At 41.6% G+C, this 23,555-nt stretch carries 20 protein-coding genes and 2 tRNA genes; 12 read left to right on the top strand and 10 right to left on the bottom strand.

Annotation, left to right across the window (positions count from 1 at the left end; genetic code table 11):
• Positions 1–516 precede the first annotated feature (516 nt).
• Both ACOSVQ_RS04100 and ACOSVQ_RS04105 read left to right on the top strand, forming a co-directional pair.
• Complete coding sequence (locus ACOSVQ_RS04100; protein ID WP_165310721.1) at positions 517–1,152, top strand: YchE family NAAT transporter; 636 nt, start codon at positions 517–519, stop codon at positions 1,150–1,152.
• Between the two features lie 51 nt (positions 1,153–1,203).
• On the top strand, positions 1,204–2,061 hold the full coding sequence (locus ACOSVQ_RS04105) for an ion transporter (RefSeq protein ID WP_491981305.1): 858 nt from the start codon (positions 1,204–1,206) through the stop codon (positions 2,059–2,061).
• A 97-nt stretch (positions 2,062–2,158) separates the two neighbouring features.
• On the opposite strand, the gene ACOSVQ_RS04110 is transcribed toward ACOSVQ_RS04105, so the two are convergent.
• The 4 genes from ACOSVQ_RS04110 to yejK all read right to left on the bottom strand — a co-directional run bounded on the left by ACOSVQ_RS04110 (position 2,159) and on the right by yejK (position 8,064).
• Positions 2,159–3,670, bottom strand: a complete 1,512-nt coding sequence (locus ACOSVQ_RS04110; protein ID WP_491981306.1) for a diguanylate cyclase domain-containing protein — start codon at positions 3,668–3,670, stop codon at positions 2,159–2,161.
• 297 nt (positions 3,671–3,967) lie between these two features.
• On the bottom strand, positions 3,968–5,080 hold the full coding sequence (gene asd, locus ACOSVQ_RS04115) for an aspartate-semialdehyde dehydrogenase (RefSeq protein ID WP_491981307.1): 1,113 nt from the start codon (positions 5,078–5,080) through the stop codon (positions 3,968–3,970).
• Positions 5,081–5,632: 552 nt separating this feature from the next.
• Positions 5,633–6,943, bottom strand: a complete 1,311-nt coding sequence (locus tag ACOSVQ_RS04120) for an Hpt domain-containing protein (RefSeq protein WP_491981308.1) — start codon at positions 6,941–6,943, stop codon at positions 5,633–5,635.
• 119 nt (positions 6,944–7,062) lie between these two features.
• Entirely contained in the window at positions 7,063–8,064 is a 1,002-nt protein-coding gene (gene yejK / locus ACOSVQ_RS04125; protein WP_491981309.1) for a nucleoid-associated protein YejK, read from the bottom strand.
• An 84-nt stretch (positions 8,065–8,148) separates the two neighbouring features.
• Here yejK and ACOSVQ_RS04130 point away from each other — a divergent pair, with 84 nt between their 5' ends.
• The 4 genes from ACOSVQ_RS04130 to ACOSVQ_RS04145 all read left to right on the top strand — a co-directional run bounded on the left by ACOSVQ_RS04130 (position 8,149) and on the right by ACOSVQ_RS04145 (position 10,694).
• Positions 8,149–8,364 carry a YejL family protein gene (locus ACOSVQ_RS04130; RefSeq protein WP_491981310.1) on the top strand — a complete coding sequence of 72 codons (216 nt, stop codon included), beginning with the start codon at positions 8,149–8,151 and terminating at the stop codon, positions 8,362–8,364.
• A gap of 34 nt (positions 8,365–8,398) precedes the next feature.
• Complete coding sequence (locus tag ACOSVQ_RS04135; RefSeq protein WP_491981311.1) at positions 8,399–10,201, top strand: DUF3413 domain-containing protein; 1,803 nt, start codon at positions 8,399–8,401, stop codon at positions 10,199–10,201.
• Between the two features lie 62 nt (positions 10,202–10,263).
• Positions 10,264–10,340: transfer RNA gene (locus tag ACOSVQ_RS04140), tRNA-Pro, on the top strand.
• Positions 10,341–10,603: 263 nt separating this feature from the next.
• Positions 10,604–10,694 (top strand) — tRNA-Ser (locus ACOSVQ_RS04145).
• Between the two features lie 164 nt (positions 10,695–10,858).
• Here ACOSVQ_RS04145 and ACOSVQ_RS04150 read toward each other — a convergent pair.
• Together ACOSVQ_RS04150 and ACOSVQ_RS04155 are read right to left on the bottom strand one after the other, a co-directional pair.
• Positions 10,859–12,499, bottom strand: coding sequence for a response regulator (locus tag ACOSVQ_RS04150; RefSeq protein ID WP_491981312.1), 1,641 nt, complete (start codon positions 12,497–12,499; stop codon positions 10,859–10,861).
• Positions 12,500–12,790: 291 nt separating this feature from the next.
• Positions 12,791–14,185: an amino acid permease gene (locus tag ACOSVQ_RS04155; protein ID WP_491981313.1), complete on the bottom strand. Its 1,395-nt coding sequence runs from the start codon at positions 14,183–14,185 to the stop codon at positions 12,791–12,793.
• Between the two features lie 191 nt (positions 14,186–14,376).
• On the opposite strand from ACOSVQ_RS04155, the gene ACOSVQ_RS04160 reads away from it, so the two are divergent.
• From ACOSVQ_RS04160 to ACOSVQ_RS04170, 3 genes are all read left to right on the top strand, one after another.
• Positions 14,377–14,841, top strand: a complete 465-nt coding sequence (locus ACOSVQ_RS04160) for an Lrp/AsnC family transcriptional regulator (RefSeq protein ID WP_491981314.1) — start codon at positions 14,377–14,379, stop codon at positions 14,839–14,841.
• Positions 14,842–15,012: 171 nt separating this feature from the next.
• Positions 15,013–15,630, top strand: coding sequence for a YitT family protein (locus tag ACOSVQ_RS04165; RefSeq protein WP_491981315.1), 618 nt, complete (start codon positions 15,013–15,015; stop codon positions 15,628–15,630).
• Between the two features lie 15 nt (positions 15,631–15,645).
• Positions 15,646–16,839, top strand: coding sequence for an amino acid aminotransferase (locus ACOSVQ_RS04170; protein WP_491981316.1), 1,194 nt, complete (start codon positions 15,646–15,648; stop codon positions 16,837–16,839).
• Between the two features lie 60 nt (positions 16,840–16,899).
• Here ACOSVQ_RS04170 and ACOSVQ_RS04175 read toward each other — a convergent pair whose 3' ends face one another.
• The 3 genes from ACOSVQ_RS04175 to ACOSVQ_RS04185 all read right to left on the bottom strand — a co-directional run bounded on the left by ACOSVQ_RS04175 (position 16,900) and on the right by ACOSVQ_RS04185 (position 20,261).
• Positions 16,900–17,820, bottom strand: coding sequence for a histone deacetylase family protein (locus ACOSVQ_RS04175; RefSeq protein ID WP_491981317.1), 921 nt, complete (start codon positions 17,818–17,820; stop codon positions 16,900–16,902).
• 67 nt (positions 17,821–17,887) lie between these two features.
• Complete coding sequence (locus ACOSVQ_RS04180; protein WP_491981318.1) at positions 17,888–19,837, bottom strand: DNA topoisomerase III; 1,950 nt, start codon at positions 19,835–19,837, stop codon at positions 17,888–17,890.
• An 88-nt stretch (positions 19,838–19,925) separates the two neighbouring features.
• Positions 19,926–20,261, bottom strand: a complete 336-nt coding sequence (locus tag ACOSVQ_RS04185) for a Grx4 family monothiol glutaredoxin (RefSeq protein ID WP_102940789.1) — start codon at positions 20,259–20,261, stop codon at positions 19,926–19,928.
• Positions 20,262–20,625: 364 nt separating this feature from the next.
• On the opposite strand from ACOSVQ_RS04185, the gene sodB reads away from it, so the two are divergent.
• From sodB to ACOSVQ_RS04200, 3 genes are all read left to right on the top strand, one after another.
• Complete coding sequence (gene sodB, locus ACOSVQ_RS04190) at positions 20,626–21,210, top strand: superoxide dismutase [Fe] (RefSeq protein ID WP_491981319.1); 585 nt, start codon at positions 20,626–20,628, stop codon at positions 21,208–21,210.
• A 140-nt stretch (positions 21,211–21,350) separates the two neighbouring features.
• Positions 21,351–21,854 carry a VC2046/SO_2500 family protein gene (locus ACOSVQ_RS04195; protein WP_165311915.1) on the top strand — a complete coding sequence of 168 codons (504 nt, stop codon included), beginning with the start codon at positions 21,351–21,353 and terminating at the stop codon, positions 21,852–21,854.
• A gap of 194 nt (positions 21,855–22,048) precedes the next feature.
• On the top strand, positions 22,049–22,717 hold the full coding sequence (locus tag ACOSVQ_RS04200) for an SDR family oxidoreductase (protein WP_491981320.1): 669 nt from the start codon (positions 22,049–22,051) through the stop codon (positions 22,715–22,717).
• A 19-nt stretch (positions 22,718–22,736) separates the two neighbouring features.
• Here ACOSVQ_RS04200 and ACOSVQ_RS04205 read toward each other — a convergent pair whose 3' ends face one another.
• The gene (locus tag ACOSVQ_RS04205; RefSeq protein WP_491981321.1) at positions 22,737–23,495 is read right to left on the bottom strand and encodes an MlaA family lipoprotein; all 759 of its coding nucleotides are present in this window, start codon (positions 23,493–23,495) and stop codon (positions 22,737–22,739) included.
• Positions 23,496–23,555: the final 60 nt, after the last annotated feature.

The raw sequence follows: 23,555 nt of genomic DNA on the forward strand, positions 1-23,555 counted from the left end.
TCATGGCTGAGTATAATATTTCACTGCGTGAAAAAAATTGACTCAGATCAGTTCTGAAAAACTAATTATCCCTTTATAGGTAGAAACCCTGAGAGACACCACCTAACCAATTGTATTTATTAAATAATACTTCCAAAAACCAACTGATTAAAAATACCGCATTCGAACTAAAAAACTAAAAAAAATACAACATCGTGTAAAAAAGTTTCATTTTTGTACAACATTACTACATGTAGACAAGTTTTCATGTGCTACTCATAGTATATCCATTTCACTTTTACTCTCCAGTAGATGAGCATTTTTTTATCAAACATATAGAAATGTTAATAAATCCCATCAACCAGCTAATTTATAAACACATATTTGAAACAACTAATTTTCAATTATCGACCATAATTAGTTTTTCTCACGTATAAGCGTGAGAAAACAGCAAATTTTTTCATTCGTGATTTTGCTATCTTTACCTTAGATTACGCGCAATCCATTTCAATCCTATGAAAAATAAGAGAACCTGACATGTCGTTCGAAATTGCTATTTTTCTCCAGTTCTTTCTGGGTTTAGTTGCAGCGGTTAACCCAGTAGGGATCATGCCGGTGTTTGTTTCACTCACTGGGCATATGACGCCAGAAGAAAAAAACAAGACCGCTGCTACCGCGAATATTGCTGTCGCTATCATTCTGATTACTGCTCTTTTGGGCGGACAAATGCTGTTAGACATGTTCAGCATTTCTCTGGATTCATTCCGTGTGGCGGGCGGTTTACTGCTTATGAGCATCGCCTTTTCGATGATGAGTGGTAAGTTAGGTGAAGATAAGCAAAACAAACAAGAAAAATCAGAATACATAAGCCGTGAGCAAATTGGTGTGGTGCCACTTGCAATGCCACTCATGGCCGGCCCCGGTGCAATCAGTTCGACCATCGTTTACGGCTCGCGCTACCCTGGATTAATGGATACCACAGGTATTGTCGTAACTATCGCTTTCTTCGCGTTGTGCTCATGGTTACTGTTCCGTTCAGCACCCTATATCGTGAAGTTGCTAGGCCAAACAGGTATCAACGTAATCACTCGTATTATGGGTTTGATCCTTGGTGCATTAGGTATTGAATTTATTACCAATGGCCTACGCAGCCTATTCCCAGGATTAGCTTAAACGCTAGCATAAGGCTATGATAGAGCGATAAAAACACTAGGTCGTTCTATCATGTCTCTCTCAAATGAAAATTTAAAACATCAGCTTTATGTCATCATCTTTGGTACTCATACCAAAGCTGGAAAAATTTTCGACATCGCCCTAATCATCGCCATATTTACCTCATTGACGATTCTCGTATTAGGTTCAATACCTAGCATTAGTGCCCAATGGAGTAACGAGCTTAGGCTTATCGAATACGGTTTTACCGCACTGTTCACCATTGAATATCTCACCCGACTCTATTGCTCCCCTAAGCCCTCTGCTTATGCAAAAAGTTTTTATGGAGTCATAGATCTTGTAGCAATACTGCCAACCTATCTCGTTATCTTATTCCCATCGGCATCGTTCATGGGTGTCATTCGAGCACTTCGAGTCATGCGTATTTTCCGTATCCTGAAATTGGTTCGTTACCTTCAAGATTCGAATATGCTGCTTAGATCACTATTAGGAGCTCGTCGGAAAATCATCATTTTCTTCAGCACAGTAGCGATATTGGTGACGATTTTGGGATCCTTTATCTATGTTATCGAAGGCCCAGAACACGGATTTACCAGTATTCCGCAAAGTATTTATTGGGCGATAGTGACTATCACAACGGTTGGTTATGGCGATGTCGTACCGCAAACAACCTTAGGTAAAGGTGTTGCGGCGTTAACCATGCTATTAGGTTATTCGATACTTGCTGTACCTACAGGTATTATCACCGCAGAGCTTCACCAAGAGATGAATGCACACAGAGCACTGGTTAAGTGCCCCAATTGCTCGCTGTCAGGACACGAATCAGACGCATTGTTTTGTAAACATTGTGGGAGTGAACTGGCAGACCCAGACAAACGTGTTGTTCCGGTCGAATCAGAGAAAATGTAATAGAACAGGCGCTTCTACTATCAAATTTGAAGCGTGGAATCAGGTTAATCAATAACGGTGATTGGTTTCTTACAATCACCGTTTTTTTAGGCGATGGCTAACTGTGCTCTCCAAAAACCTCATAACCACCTTCTGGGTAGTTACGTTTCGCCAAATACATCATTTGGTCAGCTCTTTGAATTAACGACTCTGCATCTAGCCCATCATCCGGATAGAAAGCGACACCAATACTCGGTGGAACGATAACATTCGTATCTCGAATCCCCTCTAAGACGTGTGGTTCAGATAAGGTTTTAACAAACTTATTAGCAATGACAGATGCATCTGCGCGAGACTTTAATCCCTTTACGATGACAGCGAACTCGTCGCCACCAAGCCTATAAATGTTATCTGAACTACGAATAACACCTTTAAGTCGCTGACCTACATTTTTGATGACAAGATCGCCTGCAGCGTGACCATATTTATCGTTCACATTTTTAAACTTGTTTAAATCCATATAAAACAAGCCATAGTGATGCTCTGCGTCTTCCATTTTATCAAGCTGATTATGAAACGATCGTCGGTTCGGGATCTCTGCGAGCTGATCGGTGTTGGCATAGAGGTATAGCTGAGAGTTGAGCTCTTTCTGCAATGTTATATCTTGATAGGTGCCAGCAACAGCCAAAGGCTTACGAGTACTATATGCCCGCTTGATGATTCGGCCTCGGACTAAAATCCATACCCAATGACCAAGTCGATGCCTCACCCTAATCTCAGTTTGAAAGAAACTCGCCTTTCCTTCCAATTTCGCCACCATATTTTGTTGGGCAACAACCCAGTCATCCGGATGACAAATAGGTTGCAAGCTTGCTCTCTTAACTGGGAAATCCGCCCATCTTTCATATCCCACCATCGCATAAGCAAAATCATTCAGAGTTAGACGGTCGCTGCTTAAATCCCATTCCCATGTACCGATGTTGGCAGCCCAAATCACATCAGAAAGACGTTTCTTCTCATCTTCTAGCTGTGCTTTGGTATTGCGCTGGTTGATCAGTAGCCTAAATAATGCTGCCAACGCCAAAGCTAATACTATTGATAATGCTGTAAAGATTAGTAATTGACGTTGATGAGTAGCGGTTAGCTGAGATGATTGCTCTTTTACCATATCATCAAGCCGATGTTGAAAGTGCCAAAGCCCCTCTTGAGCGGCTCGGTATTCTGAAATATCTCGGATAATCGAATAGAGGACGGGTTTACTTTGATAGGTTACGGGAATTGATGAGACTTCAACGGTTTTTAAGCTTCCATCTTTAAGGCGATGCTGAAAAATGAAGTAGTTTCTTTTCTCTTTTCGAGCAAGATGCATCTCTGCGCGTGTTGCTTCAGAGCTTAGTGTATTGATCTGCTGAATTTTCATCGACTCTAGCTCGGTTTGAGAATAGCCGTAAAACTCCGCTGCCGAAGCATTCGCTTTAACAATGCTGCCCGAGTTTGGGTGGATAAGTAGCATCACCATCTTATGTTCTTCAAACGCCTTGTTTCCATCTAATGCATAAGCACTCAACGACGAAAAAAGAACAAGCAACATAATGAAAAAGCGATTTTTTACACAAAGATAAAGAGACATAAACCTAATTTCAGCGATTAACAACCATGTGGAACGAACTATTCACCGAACACATAGTAATCATTCAGCAAAATGATTTTTTTGTATTATTTAGTTCTTCTATTTATGACTGACAATGCTAGCAACCCTATACATAATAAAAATAGGTGCTCACCTTTTGCGCTGTAGGATTAGTCTTTCGTTGCGTAGGTATTGAACTACAGGGATCGAGCATTCCCTGTAATGAGAGTTAAACGATGCAAGAAAAGCGCCCTAAGGCGCTTTTATAAATCTGAAACTTTCATTTCGAAGCGAATATTATTTCTCAGAAAGAATAATACGCAGTGTACGACGTAGTGGCTCAGCTGCACCCCAAAGAAGTTGGTCACCAACTGTGAATGCATTTAGGAAATCATCACCCATCGCCATTTTACGCAGACGGCCAACAGGAATAGACATAGTGCCCGTCACTTTAGCTGGTGACAGTTCTTTAGCAGTAATGTCTCGCTCGTTTGGAATCACTTTTACCCATTCGTTGTGCGACGCGATGATTTCTTCGATCTCATCCATTGGCACACTTTGTTTTAGTTTGATCGTTAACGCTTGAGAGTGACAACGCATCGCACCAATTCGAACACACGTACCGTCAATTAACACAGGAGAGTCTTGAGTACCTAAAATCTTGTTCGCTTCTACGCCGGCTTTCCATTCTTCTTTGCTTTGACCGTTATCGCGTTTCACATCGATCCAAGGAATCAAAGAACCCGCCAGAGGAACACCGAACTGATCTGTTGGGAATGAAGATGAACGCATTGTCTCAGCTACTTTCTTGTCAATATCAAGGATAGAGCTAGAAGGATTTGCTAGCTCAGAGCTCACAGAGTCATTAATAACACCCATTTGAGAAATAAGTTCACGCATGTTTTGCGCACCAGCACCAGAAGCGGCTTGGTAAGTCATTGCGCTCGTCCATTCAACGAGGCCTTTCTCAAACAGACCACCAAGACCCATTAGCATCAAGCTTACTGTACAGTTACCACCAACAAATGTGTTAGTACCCGCGTGGATACCGTGTTGGATTTGCTTCAAGTTCACAGGGTCGAGAGTAATAATTGAATCTGCAGTCATACGTAGAGTTGAAGCCGCATCGATCCAGTAGCCCTTCCAACCAGCTTGGCGAAGTGCAGGGTATACTTTCTCAGTATAGCTACCGCCTTGACATGTAATGATCGCATCAAGTTGTTTAAGACTATCGATATCGAAAGCATCTTGCAGCATTCCTGCATCTTTACCTAAATTTGGCGCAGGAACGCCAATCTGTGAGGTACTGTAGAATACTGGCTCAATTAGATTAAAATCACCTTCTTCAACCATACGTTGCATGAGTACCGAACCAACCATGCCACGCCAACCCACTAAACCTACTCTCATCGCACTAATTCTCCGTGTGTTCTTGATAAAAACAATCCACCATCTATAAGTGGTTCAAACAAAAATCTCAAGCGTTTCTTATAAAAATGATTGTATTGTTGATTCATGAAAAGAAGCACAACCAGATCAGCCTCGTTTTCATTATTAAATCTTATAAGTAATTTAACTTAACATATATTTTTAGCTTTAAAAGGTAAATTAGTAACAAAATATTCCTTATATCTTGAGATTTCATCAATGAAACTTTGAATATGAGTAAAAACACGCCATTAAGCCATATCACTTAGCGTACAAAAAATTAAAATGGGAAAGGGAAAATATATCTTAAAAACATAAAGTTAAATATTTAAAAGCATCAACATCAGTGAAACACCCTTAGCACGGGAACACATATCGACTAAGGAACTAAAATTTTACAGACGTTGAGACAATTGCACCAACCAAAGATTCAAAAACCTAACGAAAGTTGCCAAAAATCAACAAATAACAGCCATTAATAAATTGAAATAGCGATTGTTACTAGAGAAATCTCACCATAACTGAAATTGGCCGTTAAAAAGATGTCTGCTCCAACCAAAATTGAGCACTTTTAACCGTTTGGTCTAGACACTGCCCCAAGTCTTGGATTTCAGCTTCTGTAGGTACTTCTTCTTGCTTGAGTTTTGCTTCGATATCTATGGCAATGATTCTCAACTCATTCGCACCAATCGTTCCCGCAACACCTTTTAAACTATGCGCTGTCCTCATGGCTGCTCCTAAATCAGAAGCTATTTGCCCTCTGAGTTTTTCGCAATCTTCGTAGTGGTCTTCAATAAAGACCCGAAGTAACATTTTTACCGACTCTTTATCATCGTTCAAAGAACTTAACATTTGTTGAATATCGATTTTTGATTCAACTGGAAGTTCGGCGATAGGCAAATGATCACTGCTAACGAGTACTTCACTGCTCTCTTTTTTCGGTATTGCCGCATTCTTTTGGGCAGCATTGTGCTTTTGGTCAACATTGTGGTCAGCCGACATCGTTTGTTCATATTCAAGTTGAAATGCTTCTAGCATTCGTCTGCAACGTCTACGTTCAACCAGGACAAGCACCAACAAACTGGCAAATAGTCCTGTGCCGACAATAAACATCAGCAAGTTGATAAGACCAAACATGCCATAATACTTATGCTCTAGAGTATGCAGTTCACGATAAATTTCATGCTGCAATAGTCTGTCGACCAAGTTTCCACTTTCCGCATACTGGCTTAATAATTTGGAAACTTTGGCTAGGATAAGTTGCAAATGTTGTCTGTCGTCAGAGGGCATTGACTGAGAAGCCACCAATATTTTGTCTAACGACCGATAGATTTCCGGGCTTTGCTCGCCTTCAGTAAATAAGGCTTCAAAAAGGTATGCACCTAATTCTACGTAATACCGTCTAATTTCGGGTCTATTTTCATACTCGGCCCGCAAAGACTTGAGTTGCTCGACCATAGTCAAGATATCTAAGTCTGTGTTTAAAAACAGCTGACTCTTTTCTATGAATTTATCAACCACGTAAATAAGATGAGTAACATCAGGCTGAAGCCAAGATTCTTCATAATCGGCTTCCAATTGAACTCGTAACGAATAAATCAACTGGAGATTGAGAGACATATCATTGGTATGAGTAACACGATAAGGTGACTGAAAGTGGAGTGAGTTATGAAAAGCCATGATGTTGTTCCCCAGTTCAACAACATTGCCACTCATTTTTGCCGTTGCTCTGTATTGTGAAAAAATGACCAATAGACAAAACAACCAAACAGCCCCAATGGCCGCCAAAGCTTTATAAACAAATTTACCCTGCTGATGTTCTAAAACCATTCCTTGTCCCAGCATTCAATATTCATTAAATACAATCATATACCTTACACATCTATCTTGCGTAGGTCGTATCTCAAAACCAGCATTTAAATCTGAATAAAAAAGAGAGCTCATCTGGCTCTCTTTTGAAATTTCTAACTTTTACGTGTTAACTGGTCACGTAGATTAGGCGGAGTGCCTTTAATGGTCAGAGTATCAGTTTCTGGGTCATAGAATACACGCTCGCCCATCAATAAACTGTCAAAGCTGATGTTTAATCCACCACCCGCACCAACATATTTGGTCAGTTTTCGCATTGTCGAGCGGTCGCCAGGGAAACTTTCCTCTAACTCATAACCATGCTCACGAGTAAAGTCCATAAAACTGGTTCCGTCTTGAGCCGGAGGAAGCTCACCGGACAGTTCTTTAACCTGAACTTCTTCACCCGCTTTAATTTGTTCATTGCAGTAGTCATAAACTTGCTTCTTGTAGCTAATCGCTTCACTTTTTTCTAACTTGGAATCACTACAGAAATCCTCGACAGCTTGCATCAGTACTTTGTTCTGAACTTTTGTATCCAAACCCACTTCTGCCTGAAGGAAATCTAAAAAGAAATCTGAAACTTTACGTCCAACACGACCTTTGATGTAAGACAGGTAGCGATTTGACTCTTTATCCGTTTCATAACTTGAAAGATCAATACGTGCGACAATATCCATCTTATTGATATCCAGATAATCTGTCGCACTAATATCCAACCCTTCTGTCACCTTCAGACTTTGGTTCAAAGGTAAAATCCCAACTAGCAAGAAATCGGTCGCTAAAGACTGATATTCCGCCATTACCAAGATCCCTTCATCGGCAAATGGGTACTTTGACAGTTCATCTTTGAGACGTTGCGCACTGATTTGAGAAAAATCGTAAAACGAACGCTGACTTTGACGCATTTCTTGCAACCAGCTTTGAAAATCACTGTCAGACTTGAAAGAGCCAAAACCTTTCCCGGCTTTCGCGTTAAAAACGCGATGTAATTCGGATACTAGGTTTTCTGTTGATGTATCATTATCAAGAGATTGAGCGCGGAAGTTAACCGTTAACTCGTCGTTATTGTTTTTGCTAAGTTGATGCAAAATGACATTGGAAAGGTGCAGACTCATAGTGAAATAATCATCGTTCTGGTTTCAGTTGTAAGGCATAGTAGGTTATCATAAGCCGTTTTTACTATCATCATTAGAGTATTTATGCCTATAACATCGAAATACAGCGACGAAAAAGTTGAAACTATCTTGACTGAAATCGCTGCCGTTCTTGATAAACATAATGCGTCTCCTGAACTTTCCCTTATGATCGCGGGAAATGTTGCTACAAACGTTCTAAACCAAAACGTTGCAGCATCACAACGCAAAACTATCGCGGAAAAGTTTTCTCAAGCATTGATGTCTTCATTAGCAGACTGAATTTAAATATAAAAACGGATAAATAGAAAAGTACATGGTAGATAGCGGAAACACATACGGCGAACGCGTATCACGTCTAGTAGGCTGGGGGCATTGGTTTGCCTTCTTTAATATCATCGCAGCAATGCTGATTGGTACAAGATACATCGCACAATCGCCGTGGCCAGAAACTTTCTTAGGTCAGCTCTATCTAGCGCTTTCATGGGTGGGTCATTTTGGCTTCTTAGTGTTCGCTATCTACTTATTAACACTTTTCCCGCTAACGTTCTTGATTCCATCAAGATCACTATTCCGTTTTGTGTCCGTCTGTTTTGCTACGTTCGGACTCACCGTACTTCTTATTGACACCCAAGCTTACCAAACCATCAATCTGCATCTGACGCCAGTAGTATGGGAATTGCTATTTAGCGATGAAAGCAGTGCGGTAAGAACCGATTTACAACATTTGTTTGTGGTACTTCCACTCGTATTCCTGCTGCAACTGGGTTTATCCGAGTGGGTATGGCGCAAACAGCGTAGACTTAGCCACAAACGTATTGGTCGCCCTCTCGCTGCTGTATTTTTTGTTAGCTTCATCGCTAGTCACCTAATTTATGTCTGGTCTGATGCGTATTTCTACAGCCCTGTCACTAGCCAAAAATCGAATTTCCCACTGTCATACCCTATGACGGCGAAATCGTTTATGGAAAAACACGGTCTGTTAGACAGAGATGAATATCTCAAGCGTTTGGAAGAAAAGCAAAACAGTGTAGATTTGGTGAACTACCCTATCGAAGAGATCAAGTTTGGTCGTCGAGCTAATAATCTTAATATTTTGCTGGTCAGCGTAAATAATTTACGCGCAGACGTTTTAACCGCTGAAATGATGCCAAACACTTATAAGTTTGCAGCTGAAAACCTCAACTTCACGAATCATTACAGTTCAAGTAATGACATGTTTGGTTTATTTGGTCTTTTCTATGGTCTACCAAGCAGCTATGCAAGTAGTATTGAGGCTCAAGGCACCGCGCCAATCATGTTGGACGTGCTTGAATCGCAAAAATACCAATTTGGCTTATTCAGTGGGGTGAACTTCGAAGATCCTCTCTATCAAGAGACAATTTTCCGTAAGATTCCTATGTCTAAGGCTCCGTTTGATCCGGAAACAAGTAATGACGAACAAACTATCGCGCGTTGGTCATCTTGGGTTGAGCAAAAGAAACAGCCTTGGTTTAGCTACTTAGAACTTTCAACCGTTGATAACTTCGACCAATATGATGGAGCGGCATCAAACGGTTCAACCAGTGATAGACTACGTGAAGGTTATAACCACTCTGTCGCTTTAGCAGATACCGAGCTTCACTTACTCTTTACTAAACTGAGTGAGCTAGAACTATTGGATAACACAGTCGTGATTATTACTTCTAATCATGGTACTGAGTTTAATGAGACAAAAACAAACAGTTGGGGTGCGAACAGCAACTACAGTCGTTATCAACTGCAAGTTCCTATGATCGTACATTGGCCAGGAAGAGTGGCAGGCGTATATAACCACCGCTCAAGCCATTTAGATTTGTCTGTCACTATCATGCAAGATTTGTTAGGAGTCTCTTCGAATCCAAGTGATTTTAGTAGTGGCCGTAATCTGTTTAATGAAGCTAAGAGAAAATGGATTCTAGCCGGTGATTCTCGTGAGTTGGCATTGATTACCGACGAACAGACCACGGTGATTGATAAGTTTGGCAACTTCAAACTTTATGACGACAGCTACCAAAGATTAAAAGACGAGAACCCAACTCTGCCCGTCTTAATGCAAGGATTTACTGAGTTACAGCGTTTCTACGCGAAAGATAATTAAATCAGCGACTTAAAATACTTTCGTATTGACGGCTAATTAAAAACTGATTAGATTACGCGAATCGGACTGTAGCGCAGCTTGGTAGCGCACCGTCATGGGGTGTCGGGGGTCGGAGGTTCAAATCCTCTCAGTCCGACCATACACCTAAAGCCCGTAGCTGAATAAGCTGCGGGCTTTTCCGTTTCATATGCTAAAAATGTATTGTGCAAAAAAGACACGCTTTGTTTTCTCATCCTAACTCTTCCTCCATTTCCCCAATAATTGTTCAACTTATTCATAACATTCAATCTGTTAAAAATGGGGATAAATAAAAATTATCGCAAAAACGTTCATTATTAGAGCAAACAGTTAATTAAGGGCTTTACAAGATTCCAAGAGGTCGTTAATATTCGCATCAACAACGGAGAGATGGCTGAGTGGTTTAAAGCACCGGTCTTGAAAACCGGCGATGGTTAATAGCTATCCTAGGGTTCAAATCCCTATCTCTCCGCCACATTCTAGAAAAAAGCCTCTGATTACAGAGGCTTTTTTCTTTTCTAACTCATAAGAATTTCATTTACAGAGATTCGTATCCTATAACGACCAACTAGAATTCGTTCGACTATTGATCGCTTTTTTCTGCTCATTATCAAAATAAAATAGAGCCCAAATGCTTCTCTATTTCTCAAGAACTAAAGATATGTTCTTTTTGGCGATTTCATATTGCGATAAATAACTTGAGTCTCCCAGCTCCTCTTCTGCCGATAATTTAACGATTACTTCGTGACACTCTTTTATCTTGTCGAAAATCTTATAATTCCCGTCGTACGCAAAAGGACATTGAGCTATAAATTTCACGATAGCCAAACATAGCCTTCTTGAGTTTGGTGAAAGCTCATGTAGTCGAAAATAGAGGTCAATGTATTGCGTCATAGCCTCTGAGTCACCAGACGGAATTACAGCATCAGTAACTTGCTTGCGTAGTGACTCAATTTCCTCAATCGCGCTCTGTAAGCGTGATTCAAAGCGCAGCAGCATATGTGTTTGGCTACGCAAAATGCTTGGGTGTTGGTTATTATCCATAGCCACGCGGCAATGAGGGAGTATTTGCTTTACTTCATTGAAATATGAGCACTGCTCTAGGAGATACCCTAGATGGTATATGTCATAGAAATGCATGCTTTTTATATGCTGCATCACCGGTTTGAGCTCGTTGATAGCTGACTTGAGATCACCTCGAATCAATGCAATATGAGAAATAATCAAGCGGTGGACATGTTCAAGGCTAGCTCGCTTTCTTATTTCATCAATCATCGGATTCAAAGTCTGCAATTGGCGTTCAAACAGGCTTTTATTTTTTATGCCTTCAGCTTTATACAAATAGCAACGAACCAAATTGAGCTGAGTATAAACATTCCCTCTAAAGGTGTTTCTGTTCTTCTCGTAGTAACGCGTCATATAGGTAACGGCGTCGTCATAATTCTGATTTGCTAATGATAAGTTAGCAATCACTAGCTCTCGCTCAGCGCCAGAATCTAATAACATTGCTGATTGCTTTAGGTGATTGATAGCTTGAGGCAAATCATTATTCAGCACAGCGATGCTCGACATTTCATCGTGATAATAAGGGTTTTCATCCTTGCTCTTGACGGTTTCGAGGATTTCTTTTGCTCGATTAACTTCATCGGTTTCTATAAACGTGTTTGCGAGCGCGGTTTTGATCCAATCAAAATTATCTTCACTGAGCATCTCTTCATATTCTGTTCGAGCACTGTGGTATTCCTTACAACGAACAAGAGCATTAGCCTTAAATTTTCGGATCAGTTTAAAGTATTCAGGTCGAGTCTCTATACACTCTTTACATGCTTCTATTACTCCGTAGTAATCATGCTTGATGAGCTGCTCATAAATAGGTAATAGGGCTAATTTGCGCTTCACGGCATGTGTCAAACGGTCGATAAAAAACTGCTTTTTGAAAGGCTTGAGCAAATAGTCATCTGGTTCCGCATCAATAATAGAGCGAACAACGCGCAAGTCATTTTCGCCTGTAAGAAACATAAAGACGGTATGAGCCGGAAGGAGGTTTAAGTGGTTCAGTTCTTCGAGCAGCTGAAATCCGTTTATCTGGCTTTGGAAATTGTAATCACAAATAATGAAGTCAAACTGGTTCTGCCTACATTTCGCAAGCACATCTAACGGCTTATACGCGCAATGAACTTGCTCGCAACCAAGCTGTTTCAGCAAAGCTGTAATGCTCCCCGTCACTAATCTAGAATCATCAGCGACAAGAACAGTGTAATTTTTGAAACTTAAAGACATATGAACCCCTCCGAGGCTCATAGTATCAGATGGTTTTACTACGTAAGATAAGGGCTGACAAAACAGGAAAATACTTACGCAGAATGATTTATTTCTCCACGCTGAACTTCTCAATCACTGACTAATAATCCACCAGCAACCACTTCTACTGAATAAGCTTTCCTGATGGGAAAGCGGGAGTGAACAACAGAGTTGTTCCGCTTTACCGATACTCGTATTAGCAAATGAAAAAACCGCAGCTTCTCATAGAAAAACTGCGGCTGTGATTTGCTTTAACTAATACCAGAGAAACTAGACTGATGATTCAGCGGTTGTTAGCTGCTCTTCGCCTTTCTCGGTGTAACGCTTCTTACATTGATATGCAGCTGCCATTACAACCATCCACACAGGTAAAAGATAAACAGACAAGCGCATACCCGGAGTCATAAACATCACAACTAAGATGCCACACAAGAAAACCAAACAAACCCAGTTAGTTATTGGGTAGCCCCATGATGGGAACAGCGTCTTTTGACGTTGTTTAATTTTGCTCAATTTGAACTTCATGTGAGTAATCGAAATGATTACCCAGTTTAGAACTAGCGCAGCGACAACAAGAGCCATTAGAAAACCAAAAGCTTCATGAGGCATAAAATAGTTCACGACCACTGTCATACCAGTAGAAATGGCCGAAACCGCAAGAGCGATAAATGGAACACCCCGCTTGTTCACCTTTAACAGCGCTTGTGGTGCATTTTTTTGTTTTGCAAGACCAAACAACATACGGCTGTTTGAGTAAACACAACTGTTATAGACGGATAAAGCAGCAGTCAAAATGATGATATTGAGGATATTGGCTATCCATTCACTGTTTAGTGCATGGAATATCATTACAAACGGACTTCCCCCTTCCGCCACTTTCTGCCAAGGATAAAGCGATAGCAAAACAACCAATGAACCCATATAAAAAATTAGGATTCGGTAGATAACCTGGTTTGTTGCTTTAGGGATGCTTTTCTCAGGATTCTCAGCTTCAGCGGCTGTAATACCGATAAGTTCTAATCCACCAAAAGAGAACATGATTGCTGCCATAGCCATCGTCAAACCTGAAAGACCATTTGGCATAAAGCCGCCTTGCGTCCAAAGGTTGGAAATTGAAGACTCAGGATTGCCACTATCAGTTGTAAGTAGATACACCCCGAAAGCAATCATACAAACAATGGCTGCGACTTTGATGATCGAGAACCAAAACTCAACTTCACCGAACATTTTTACGTTCGTTAGGTTAATCGCATTAATCAAAACAAAAAATACCAGTGCCGATACCCAACTCGGAATCTCCGGCCACCAGTATTGAACGTAAATACCTACAGCAGTGAGCTCAGCCATACCAACAAGTATGTAGAGAACCCAATAGTTCCAGCCAGACATAAAGCCAGCGAAATCGCCCCAGTATTGTTTCGCGAAATGGCTGAATGTACCTGCAACCGGCTCATCCACTACCATTTCTCCCAGTTGACGCATAATCAAGAAGGCAATAAACCCTGCAACTGAGTAACCCAACAGAACTGAAGGCCCAGCACTTTGAATTGTTTGAGCTATCCCTAAAAATAAACCTGTACCAATAGCACCACCGAGAGCAATCAACTGGATATGTCGGTTTTTCAAACCTCGATGCAAATTGTCAGGTTGAGAGTGTCCTTTCATAGAATTTTCCAAAAAAATAGTGATGATGATTTTGAAATCCAAAAGCCAAAGAGGTTTTGATTTCAATGCAAACCATCAGCCCTAAGGCAATTCCTATGCCAGCTAAAATTGAACTTATCAAAATGAACTATGGTGTGGCTAAAACGGAGTTGTTACACTCCCTCTCCTATTGAAAAGGAGAATCGCTTTACATGACCAATCAATTGGACGATTACGACGTAAAGATACTGCAACTGCTGCAAGACAATGGACGTCTAACAAATCAAGAGCTTAGCGAGATAATTGGGTTATCTCCATCACAATGCTCCCGCCGAAGAATTACTTTAGAAAACAACAAACTCATTTTGGGCTATCACGCTCGACTTTCGCCTAAAGCTTTACACCAAGAAGTTATCGCCATCATCGAAGTAAAATTGCTTAACCATGAGACAGCGAAGACACATAACTTTCTGACTTTTATAAATAATGAGTCCTCAATTATTGATGTATTCAAAACGACAGGCGAATCTGATTATTTAATCAAATGCCTCGTCTCCGATTTAGACATGCTAAACGACCTCATCAATCGCATATTTACCACTCAACTCATCTCTCACATTAAAACTTCTGTTGTTCTAGAAAGGGTAAAAGAACACGGTAGTCTCTTCGATCACTAAGACTATATTGCACCAAATTGGATATTTTCATTACACATTTGGTGCAACAAATTAAATAATTACGCACATAAAATTCATATTTAAGTTTTTAATTGCACATATTTTTCACTGTGATATTAATTACGCACATTTTATGCATTTGCTTAACATTTATATTTTAGGGATAGAGAGATGTCTGAGGCAGCAGTTGCAAACACAAACCACAAATGGTTTGAAGACGCGTTTGCGCTATTGATGGGAACAAGCCTAGTATCATTTGGCGTACTTTTTTTAAAACAAGTGGGAATGGTAACTGGCGGCACAGCTGGATTATCACTTTTTCTAAGTTACAACTTCCATATTGAGTTCGGAACCATTTTCTTTCTGGTCAACCTACCGTTCTACTACTTGGCCATTCGACGTATGGGTTGGCTATTTTGCCTAAAAACCTTCACGGCAGTGGGTTTAGTTTCCTTCTTTACCAACACTCAAGCACAGTTTATTCAAATCAGTAACGTCAACCCTCTGTATGCGGCTGTATTTGGTGGCTTCCTTTTCGGTACAGGCTTTATCATTCTATTTCGCCACAAAGCGAGCCTCGGCGGTTTTAATATTCTCGCCTTATATCTGCAAGACAAAATAGGTTTGCGAGCAGGCTGGTTTTTGATGGCTGTCGACGTGACAATTATGTTAGTGTCGCTATCCGTTGTTGGATACTACGAACTCGCTCTTTCCATTTTATGCGGACTAGTGCTCAACCTTATCATCGGATTAAACCATCGTTCAGATCGTTATCAAGTAACAAATTAATTAAGGAGAATTTCTGTGCTTAACCATGTAACCGCTTATGCAGGAGACCCAATTCTGTCCCTTATGGAACAGTTTATGGCGGATGACAGATCTGAAAAAGTGAACTTAAGTATTGGTCTTTACTATGATGAAAACGGCAAAATCCCGACATTAGATTCTGTCGCTCAATCTCAAGCACAGCTAGCTCAAGCTGAAAGCCAGCCTTGTATTTACCTTCCAATGGATGGTTTAGTTCAATACCGATCTGCAGTACAAGAATTAGTATTTGGTGAAAAACACCCTGCCCTTGAAGAAAAACGAGTAGCAACTATTCAATCTTTGGGTGGCTCAGGCGCATTAATGATTGGCGCGGATTTCCTTCATCACTATTTTCCAAAATCAAAAGTTTGGGTAAGCAACCCAACGTGGGAAAACCACAATGCCATTTTTTCCGGTGCAGGTTTCGAAGTAAATACTTACCCTTACTTCAACCCAGAAACAAAAATGCTTGATTTTGATGGCATGCTATCCACCATTGGTTCGTTGCCAGAACAGAGTATTGTACTGCTTCACCCATGTTGTCATAACCCTACCGGTGTGGACTTAACCAACGCACAGTGGGATCAAGTGATTAACGTGCTTAAGAATAACAAACTGATTCCTTTCTTCGATATGGCTTATCAGGGATATGGCGAAGGTATTGGGGAAGATGCGTACGTCATTCGTAAAATTGCATTAGAAAAAGATGTAGTCAGCTTTGTAAGCAACTCATTCTCAAAAACATTCTCTCTTTACGGTGAGCGTGTTGGCGGCCTTTCAGTGGTTTGTGGCAATGACGAGGAAGCCTCTCGCGTTTTAGGTCAGCTGAAAGCGACAGTGCGTCGCAACTACTCTAGCCCAGCTAAGCATGGTGCTGTAGTGGTATCGAATGTATTGAATACCGAATCACTTAAAAACATGTGGTTTGGTGAAGTGGAAGGTATGCGCACTCGTATTGAAACAATGCGTAAAACGCTACACGACAAGCTAACAGTGCTACGTCCTGAATCAGACTTCAGCTTCCTGATTAAACAGAAAGGCATGTTCAGCTACACTGGTTTTAGCCAACAGCAGGTAGAAACACTACGCAACGAACACGCGATTTACCTTATCAACAGCGGTCGTATGTGCCTTGCAGGTCTCAACGAGCAAAACGTTGAACGCGTTGCCAAAGCGTTTGCCACATTGTAAAAAGCAATTTATTTGATGAATGATAAAAAGCCACTGTTTAAAGTGGCTTTTTTGTTTCTGCTACAGTGTTGTACTTAACGCTGCTTCAAATAATTGCATGTGGATAGGCACTAGCGTTTGATGATCGCTTCGGTAGCCACCACCGACCACACAAGCGATAGGTATCGCTTTGCTCTGCGTAAGTTGCATCATGAAACAATCCCGCTGGTAAATCGCATCTGTTGAAACGTTAAAATACCCAAGTTCATCATCACAATGGATGTCGATACCCGCATCATAAATGACAAGGTCTGGTTGGTAGAGGTTAACCGCCATTTCCACCACCGATTTGAAATGACTGAGAAATTCCTCGTCACCTGTTTCTCTGGGAAGCGCAACATCTAGATTCGATTCTGGCTTGCGAGCGGGAAAGTTCTTCTCACAATGAAATGAAAGCGTAATGATGTCATCACGTTCTGAACAAAGCGTTGCCGTACCATCGCCATGATGCACGTCGCTATCAATGATCAACACTTTATCAATATCAAAGCGCTCTAAAGCATACTGAGCCGCCAACACCAAATCATTGAACAGACAAAAACCACTGCCGAAGTCTTTATGAGCATGGTGATAACCACCACTCAAGTGCAATGCTTTACCATGCTTTAAAGCCAGCTCAGCCGTTAGGCATGTGCCCCCAGCAGACGTCAAGGTTCGTTCTATTAGTGCTTCGCTCCAAGGAAATCCGATGCGTCGCATCTTGGCAGCGGGAAGTGTTCCTGATGTCAGTTCATCAACATAATCCGCTTGGTGAGTCTGTTTCACCTCAGCCAAAGTCAAAGGACTCGGTTCAAAGAACTGGAATGCTGCCTTCCAATCAGGGCTGGCTGTTTGCTTCTCCACAATAGCTTCAAATAACAGCCGATACTTGTTAATTGGATATCGATGACCATCAGGTAATGGCAACTGAGAATAGATTGAGTGATAGACCAAAGGAATCATGATGGGCACTAATTAATTCGGCAGATAGATTCTAGATATAGAGTTTGATAGTTGCGTAAAGTATTCATTAAGATGCCCCATTTGCTCTAGGTTTACCTTTGGTATAACTGCGCTTTTTCCGCTTAAAAGCTGGGCGTTCTACCGCTGGTAGTGATCGCAATGACTCAGGTACTGGACCCGTTTTTACTTGAAACATGAGTTGATCAATACGTTCTTGAAGCGCATGCATAAAAGGCTGATAAGCTTGGCCTCTTTCAGCCATCGCTTGCAGTTGGTGTTCCCAATGCGCTGTCATATCCGGATAAGTAGAGTCACTCGGTAGAGCATGAATTAACCCCCGACCCGCAGGCGTACTTCGAATAATTTTACCGTCGCGTTTTAATAACTGGCGCTTAAACAAAGTATCCAAAATTCCCGCGCGAGTTGCCTCTGTTCCTAATCCATCAGTTTCTCTTAATATTTTTTTTAGCTCTTTGTCTTCGACAAAACGAGCTATACCTGTCATCGCTTGTAATAGCGTAGCTTCAGTAAAGTGCTTGGGCGGCTCTGTTTTTCTATCCTTAATTTCACCTTCTCGGCAGGTGAGTTCGGCACCAACAGGCAACGGTGGCACGGTATCGACACTTTCATCTTGTTCTTCTGATTTACCCGTTAGGGTTTTCCAACCAGCAGAGACTAGCTGACGGCCAGAGGCAACAAAAACACCACCAGCAATATCGAAAACTAGCTTAGCTTCGGCATAGATTGCAGGCGGGTAGAATTGCATCAGATATTGACGCGCAATCAGCTGATATACGTTCATCTCGTAGCTTGAAAGTGCATTCACAGAAGCCTTTTTAGGTGTAGGGATGATCGCATGGTGAGCATCGACCTTCGAATCATTCCAAGCTTTAGATTTCAAAGACAAATTTGCGCCAGAGACTGCTGAAACAAGATCTTTCGCATTATTAGCAATTGTGTCGACGACCGAGCTAGCCTGGGCTAAATGCTCTTTCGGTAAGTAACGGCAATCGGAACGAGGATAGGTAATCAGCTTATGTTTTTCATATAGGCTCTGACAAGTATCAAGTACCTGCTGCGCACTCATGTTATAGCGTTTGGCAGCATCAATCTGTAATGCTGAAAGCGAATACGGCAATGGCGCTGATTGCTTGGTTTGAGTCTGCTCAGACTCAACAACTTTTGCAGGTTGCCCTGCAATACGCTGGGCGACATTTTCAACCAGCTTACGATTGAGAACTCTTCCCTCTTCATCTTGCCAAGGCTTGCAAGCTTCACTCGGTTTCCAGCGAGCGCGAATATCAAAAGCGCCGTTACTGTCTTGATAAGGAATAAGCGCATGCAAGGTGAAATAGTCACGGGGAATGAAGTTTTCAATTTCTTCGTCACGACGAACGACTAACCCAAGAATCGGTGTTTGTACTCTTCCCACCGACAACACGCCCTGATAACCAGCTTTTTGCCCAAGTAAAGTGTAAGCACGTGACATGTTCATACCATACAGCCAATCAGCGCGAGAGCGTGCTAAAGCGGAAACAGAAAGTGGGATGAATTCTCGGTTGCTACGCATGCTTGAAAGAGCGCGCTTTACCGCCGGCAAATTGAGATCACTAATTAGAAGGCGTTGAATAGACGCTTTTTTATTACTCGCGACTTTGCAGTATTCAATTACTTCGTCCACCAGCAGTTGCCCTTCTCTATCAGGGTCACCAGCGTGAATGATTTCACTGTGCTCTTTAATCAGTTTTTTGACAACGCTAAGTTGCTTACTGGCGGTTTTACGAGGTCTTAATTGCCACTGCTGCGGCACTATAGGTAAATCGGCCAAATTCCATTTTTTATAGCGTTCGTCGTAAACATCCGGTTCGACTTGCTCAAGTAAATGTCCGATACACCAAGTCACCACATCGCCGTTTGCGCATTGAATAAAACCCTGATCTTTTTTATGTGGCTTTGGCAATGCATCTGCGATTGCCCGACCTAGGCTCGGCTTCTCAGCGATGAATAATCGGCTCATAGTATCGTTACAAGTGACGGAAAAAATTAAGGCCACATTATCGAATGTGGCCTTAGTAAATCAAGAAAAACTGTAAATTTAAACAGTATTATTCTTCGTTACTTGCAGAACGAGCTGCCGCTTCTTTGATTAAAGGTTGAAGTTCACCTTTTTGGAACATTTCCAAAATGATGTCACAACCGCCAATCAACTCACCTTCAACCCAAAGTTGTGGGAAAGTTGGCCATTGAGCATAAACAGGTAATTCAGCACGAATGTCTGGGTTTTGTAGAATGTCTACATACGCAAATTTTTCACCACAAGCCATTAGAGCTTGTGCTGCTTGAGAAGAGAAACCACAGCTTGGTAGCTTAGGTGAGCCTTTCATGTAAAGAAGGATCGCGTTTTCTTCAATTTGCTGTTTGATCTTATCGATGGTTTCCATTGCTTCCTCTTAATGGGGTTCGTACTTGATGCCCCATATTCTAAATCATTAAATGAGAATAAAAAGCACATTATCAGTATGGACTTTAAAGTTCTTCATCACCATATCATTCGAAATTATTAAAACCTTAGCCTACTATTTTTGTGGGCTATCAGGCCATTGACCTATGGCAGATATAGGATTTGTGTTTATACCGCCTTAGTACATCTTGTTCTGATATAAAACACTTTTATTATGAATTGGGGTTTTAATAAAGTAAAAAGTTGCTAAAATAGCAAACAGTCAGTCGTACCGACGAAAACAAAAACGACATTGGAAGCAATCGAGAGAGTTCTCTCTCTTCACCTATATGGAGAATCGAGCAATGGCATTTGAACTACCAGCTCTTCCTTACGCAAAAGACGCACTAGAACCACATATCTCTGCAGAAACTCTTGAGTACCACTACGGTAAGCACCACAACACTTACGTGGTTAAGCTAAACGGCCTAGTACCAGGAACTGAATTCGAAGGCAAAACTCTAGAAGAGATCATCAAAACTTCTACTGGCGGTGTTTTCAACAACGCAGCTCAAGTTTGGAACCACACTTTCTACTGGCACTGTCTAGCGCCAAACGCAGGTGGCGAACCAACAGGCGCAGTTGCTGAAGCAATTAATGCAGCATTCGGTTCTTTCGCAGATTTCAAAGCAAAATTCACTGACTCAGCAATCAACAACTTCGGTTCTTCTTGGACTTGGTTAGTGAAGAAAGCTGACGGTTCTCTAGCTATCGTTAACACTTCTAACGCAGCAACTCCAATCACAGAAGAAGGTGTAACTCCACTTCTAACTGTTGACCTATGGGAACACGCGTACTACATCGACTACCGTAACCTACGTCCAGACTACATGAACGGTTTCTGGGCTTTAGTTAACTGGGAATTCGTAGCTGCTAACCTAGCTAAGTAATGGTTAATTGCCCTAGCGGTGATTACAAAATAAACAATCCTAAGCCTGCAGATTTGCAGGCTTTTTTTGTTTTTTAGTTGAGGTAATAACTAAAGATTTTGCGTCCGTTGCCGTTATAAGTGCATCAAGCGGAGAGCAAAATGCAAGTACATACTTTAGATAAGGCAGGAATCATCAATGAACTGAACATAGGTTCAGGGATTTGTCATGCCGTCCATCAGGGACGACGTGCCGATTTTTCTTTGCTTGTCGCTCTCTTCTCAAACGATGTCAGGGATAACACGCCCGTTGAGCTTATTGAGCAACCTCAAACGACCGATGAACTTCTTAGGGAGCGTTTTGAACTTGCTGCGCCACAATCTCTGCGCAATGACCAAAGCTCTTATGCGGTATCCGCTCGGCAAGCTGAGCTCTTTCATCATGGTGGGCTTGCAAGTGCTAAACTCTGTCACTACCTGACTCCTGAAGTGCTAACCTACTTACCAGAAGATACTCAAGATCTGCCAGAAGATGTTTATCTAAACTTATCTGGGCATGAGCGACGGCATCTGGCGGTTAAGTCACCGCCTAAGACACTGCCTTATGATCTCTACAATAAGCTCACTACTGCTTATCGTCACGATCAGCTACGTGCACAAACTTAGCTCTGAACTCAAATTTAGTGCGACGATTCTCATTGGATTACCACATTGTGTGAAACACAGCCCAAATTGGTAACGCGCAATCAAATCTAGACCTTTTATTTGAGTTCTTTCACACAAAGTGTCACATGCTTCGCCCATTCTTACAGTTCGAAAGTTAAGCAGAATAACTAAAGACACAGCAGAAGGTGCGCATTATGGAAATTAAAAGCGCCATTGTTTTAATTACATCAGCAAGCTCACAGTTGGGACGTACGCTAGCGACACATTTCACCTGCCTTGGCGCAACTGTGATTTTGTGTGATAGCGATAAACAAGGTTTGTTTGAAACATTTAGCCACTGCAAAGAGCTGTCAAATCACGTTGACTGCTATCACCTTCGCGATTATTCACCAGAGAGCTTGAGTACCATGCTCGACAACATTGAGTCGAGTTATCACACAGTGCCAGATGTTCTTATTAATAACTGGCCTTCATCCCCTATGCCTTCCCTAATTGATGAAAAACCGACGGAATTATTTATTCAAAGTCTCGCGTTAATGGCTTCTTCGCTATTTTCATTTGGACAAGTGTGTACTGAACGAATGCGTCAACACCAGATCAAAGGCGTGATTGTGAATGTAATTTCACTCAATGAAAGCCAAGACTTTTCTGGTATTGAGAATGCAACGTGTATGGTGTCTGGATTTACTCAAAGCTGGGCAAAGGAACTCGTTCCTTTCAATATTCGAGTGGGTGGTGTTGTACCTATGATTTCATCAAGCAAGCAAAAAAATCATTGGGCAGAAGTCCAGGACGATCTCATTCGCAACACGGAATACATTGTTGCGAATGAGTATTTCAGCGGACGCGTAATGTCAGCGTAACTACTGCGGTGAGCTTTGTTTAGAAACCTTCTTCAATATAGGAATCAAGGTAGTCTTCCTCTTTGTTATCCACTTCTGTCGTGGTTTCCACCTCTGCAGTAAAATCTCTGCGTTGCAAATACGCAGCGCGGGTAAACAAGTAAGAATCTGGCGAGTTCTCTAATAACGCTTCTTGGTTTACCAATGCAGCGCGAGTTTCCATACCTTCCAACGCCCATTTGCCGAGTGAAGCCCAGATGTTTAAATACGAGAGTGGCGCATATAGTCCATCAACAACATCTCCAGCTTCCCGAACCACTACAGGGCCATAGCCCGGAATCATCACATAAGGGCCTTTACCGACACCATGATGCCCGATAGCATCACTAAAAGCTTTTTCACCATGTTTGGTAATTCCTGCTTCAGAGGCAATATCTATCAACCCTAGCAAACCAAAGGTTGAGTTAATCCAGAAGCGGTTGAAGTGATCAAGAGCTTTGCTGCCATTGCCCATCAACAGGTTGTTGATCATACTCGATGGTTCATCAAGGTTAGAAAGGAAGTTGGCGATACCATGGCGCACAGGATCTGGCGTGTATTCTACATATGCAAGAGAAACAGGACGTACAAAATAAGGGTCTAAATAATCATAGTTAAATGACCACATAGCACGGTTAAACCCTTCGAGAGGATCATTGACTTGAGAATCTGACGCACTTTGATCATCAGGAACAGAGCTACACCCCGTGATGACAACCATTAAGCTTAGTAAGACAATCCTTGTTAATCGGCTGATCATTATTATTATTTCCTTAACCAATCGACATAAGGCCAATGTAAACATTGGCCTTTGTTGTTT

It is taken from the genome of Vibrio sp. HM8-C (assembly GCF_058630515.1).

Bases quoted from the DNA above. Each gene is read 5' to 3' on its own strand.
- ACOSVQ_RS04100 (WP_165310721.1), top strand. From the start codon at position 517: ATGTCGTTCGAAATTGCTATTTTTCTCCAGTTCTTTCTGGGTTTAGTT.
- ACOSVQ_RS04105 (WP_491981305.1), top strand. From the start codon at position 1,204: ATGTCTCTCTCAAATGAAAATTTAAAACATCAGCTTTATGTCATCATC.
- ACOSVQ_RS04110 (WP_491981306.1), bottom strand. From the start codon at position 3,670: ATGTCTCTTTATCTTTGTGTAAAAAATCGCTTTTTCATTATGTTGCTT.
- asd (WP_491981307.1), bottom strand. From the start codon at position 5,080: ATGAGAGTAGGTTTAGTGGGTTGGCGTGGCATGGTTGGTTCGGTACTC.
- ACOSVQ_RS04120 (WP_491981308.1), bottom strand. From the start codon at position 6,943: ATGCTGGGACAAGGAATGGTTTTAGAACATCAGCAGGGTAAATTTGTT.
- yejK (WP_491981309.1), bottom strand. From the start codon at position 8,064: ATGAGTCTGCACCTTTCCAATGTCATTTTGCATCAACTTAGCAAAAAC.
- ACOSVQ_RS04130 (WP_491981310.1), top strand. From the start codon at position 8,149: ATGCCTATAACATCGAAATACAGCGACGAAAAAGTTGAAACTATCTTG.
- ACOSVQ_RS04135 (WP_491981311.1), top strand. From the start codon at position 8,399: ATGGTAGATAGCGGAAACACATACGGCGAACGCGTATCACGTCTAGTA.
- ACOSVQ_RS04150 (WP_491981312.1), bottom strand. From the start codon at position 12,499: ATGTCTTTAAGTTTCAAAAATTACACTGTTCTTGTCGCTGATGATTCT.
- ACOSVQ_RS04155 (WP_491981313.1), bottom strand. From the start codon at position 14,185: ATGAAAGGACACTCTCAACCTGACAATTTGCATCGAGGTTTGAAAAAC.
- ACOSVQ_RS04160 (WP_491981314.1), top strand. From the start codon at position 14,377: ATGACCAATCAATTGGACGATTACGACGTAAAGATACTGCAACTGCTG.
- ACOSVQ_RS04165 (WP_491981315.1), top strand. From the start codon at position 15,013: ATGTCTGAGGCAGCAGTTGCAAACACAAACCACAAATGGTTTGAAGAC.
- ACOSVQ_RS04175 (WP_491981317.1), bottom strand. From the start codon at position 17,820: ATGATTCCTTTGGTCTATCACTCAATCTATTCTCAGTTGCCATTACCT.
- ACOSVQ_RS04180 (WP_491981318.1), bottom strand. From the start codon at position 19,837: ATGAGCCGATTATTCATCGCTGAGAAGCCGAGCCTAGGTCGGGCAATC.
- ACOSVQ_RS04185 (WP_102940789.1), bottom strand. From the start codon at position 20,261: ATGGAAACCATCGATAAGATCAAACAGCAAATTGAAGAAAACGCGATC.
- sodB (WP_491981319.1), top strand. From the start codon at position 20,626: ATGGCATTTGAACTACCAGCTCTTCCTTACGCAAAAGACGCACTAGAA.
- ACOSVQ_RS04195 (WP_165311915.1), top strand. From the start codon at position 21,351: ATGCAAGTACATACTTTAGATAAGGCAGGAATCATCAATGAACTGAAC.
- ACOSVQ_RS04200 (WP_491981320.1), top strand. From the start codon at position 22,049: ATGGAAATTAAAAGCGCCATTGTTTTAATTACATCAGCAAGCTCACAG.
- ACOSVQ_RS04205 (WP_491981321.1), bottom strand. From the start codon at position 23,495: ATGATCAGCCGATTAACAAGGATTGTCTTACTAAGCTTAATGGTTGTC.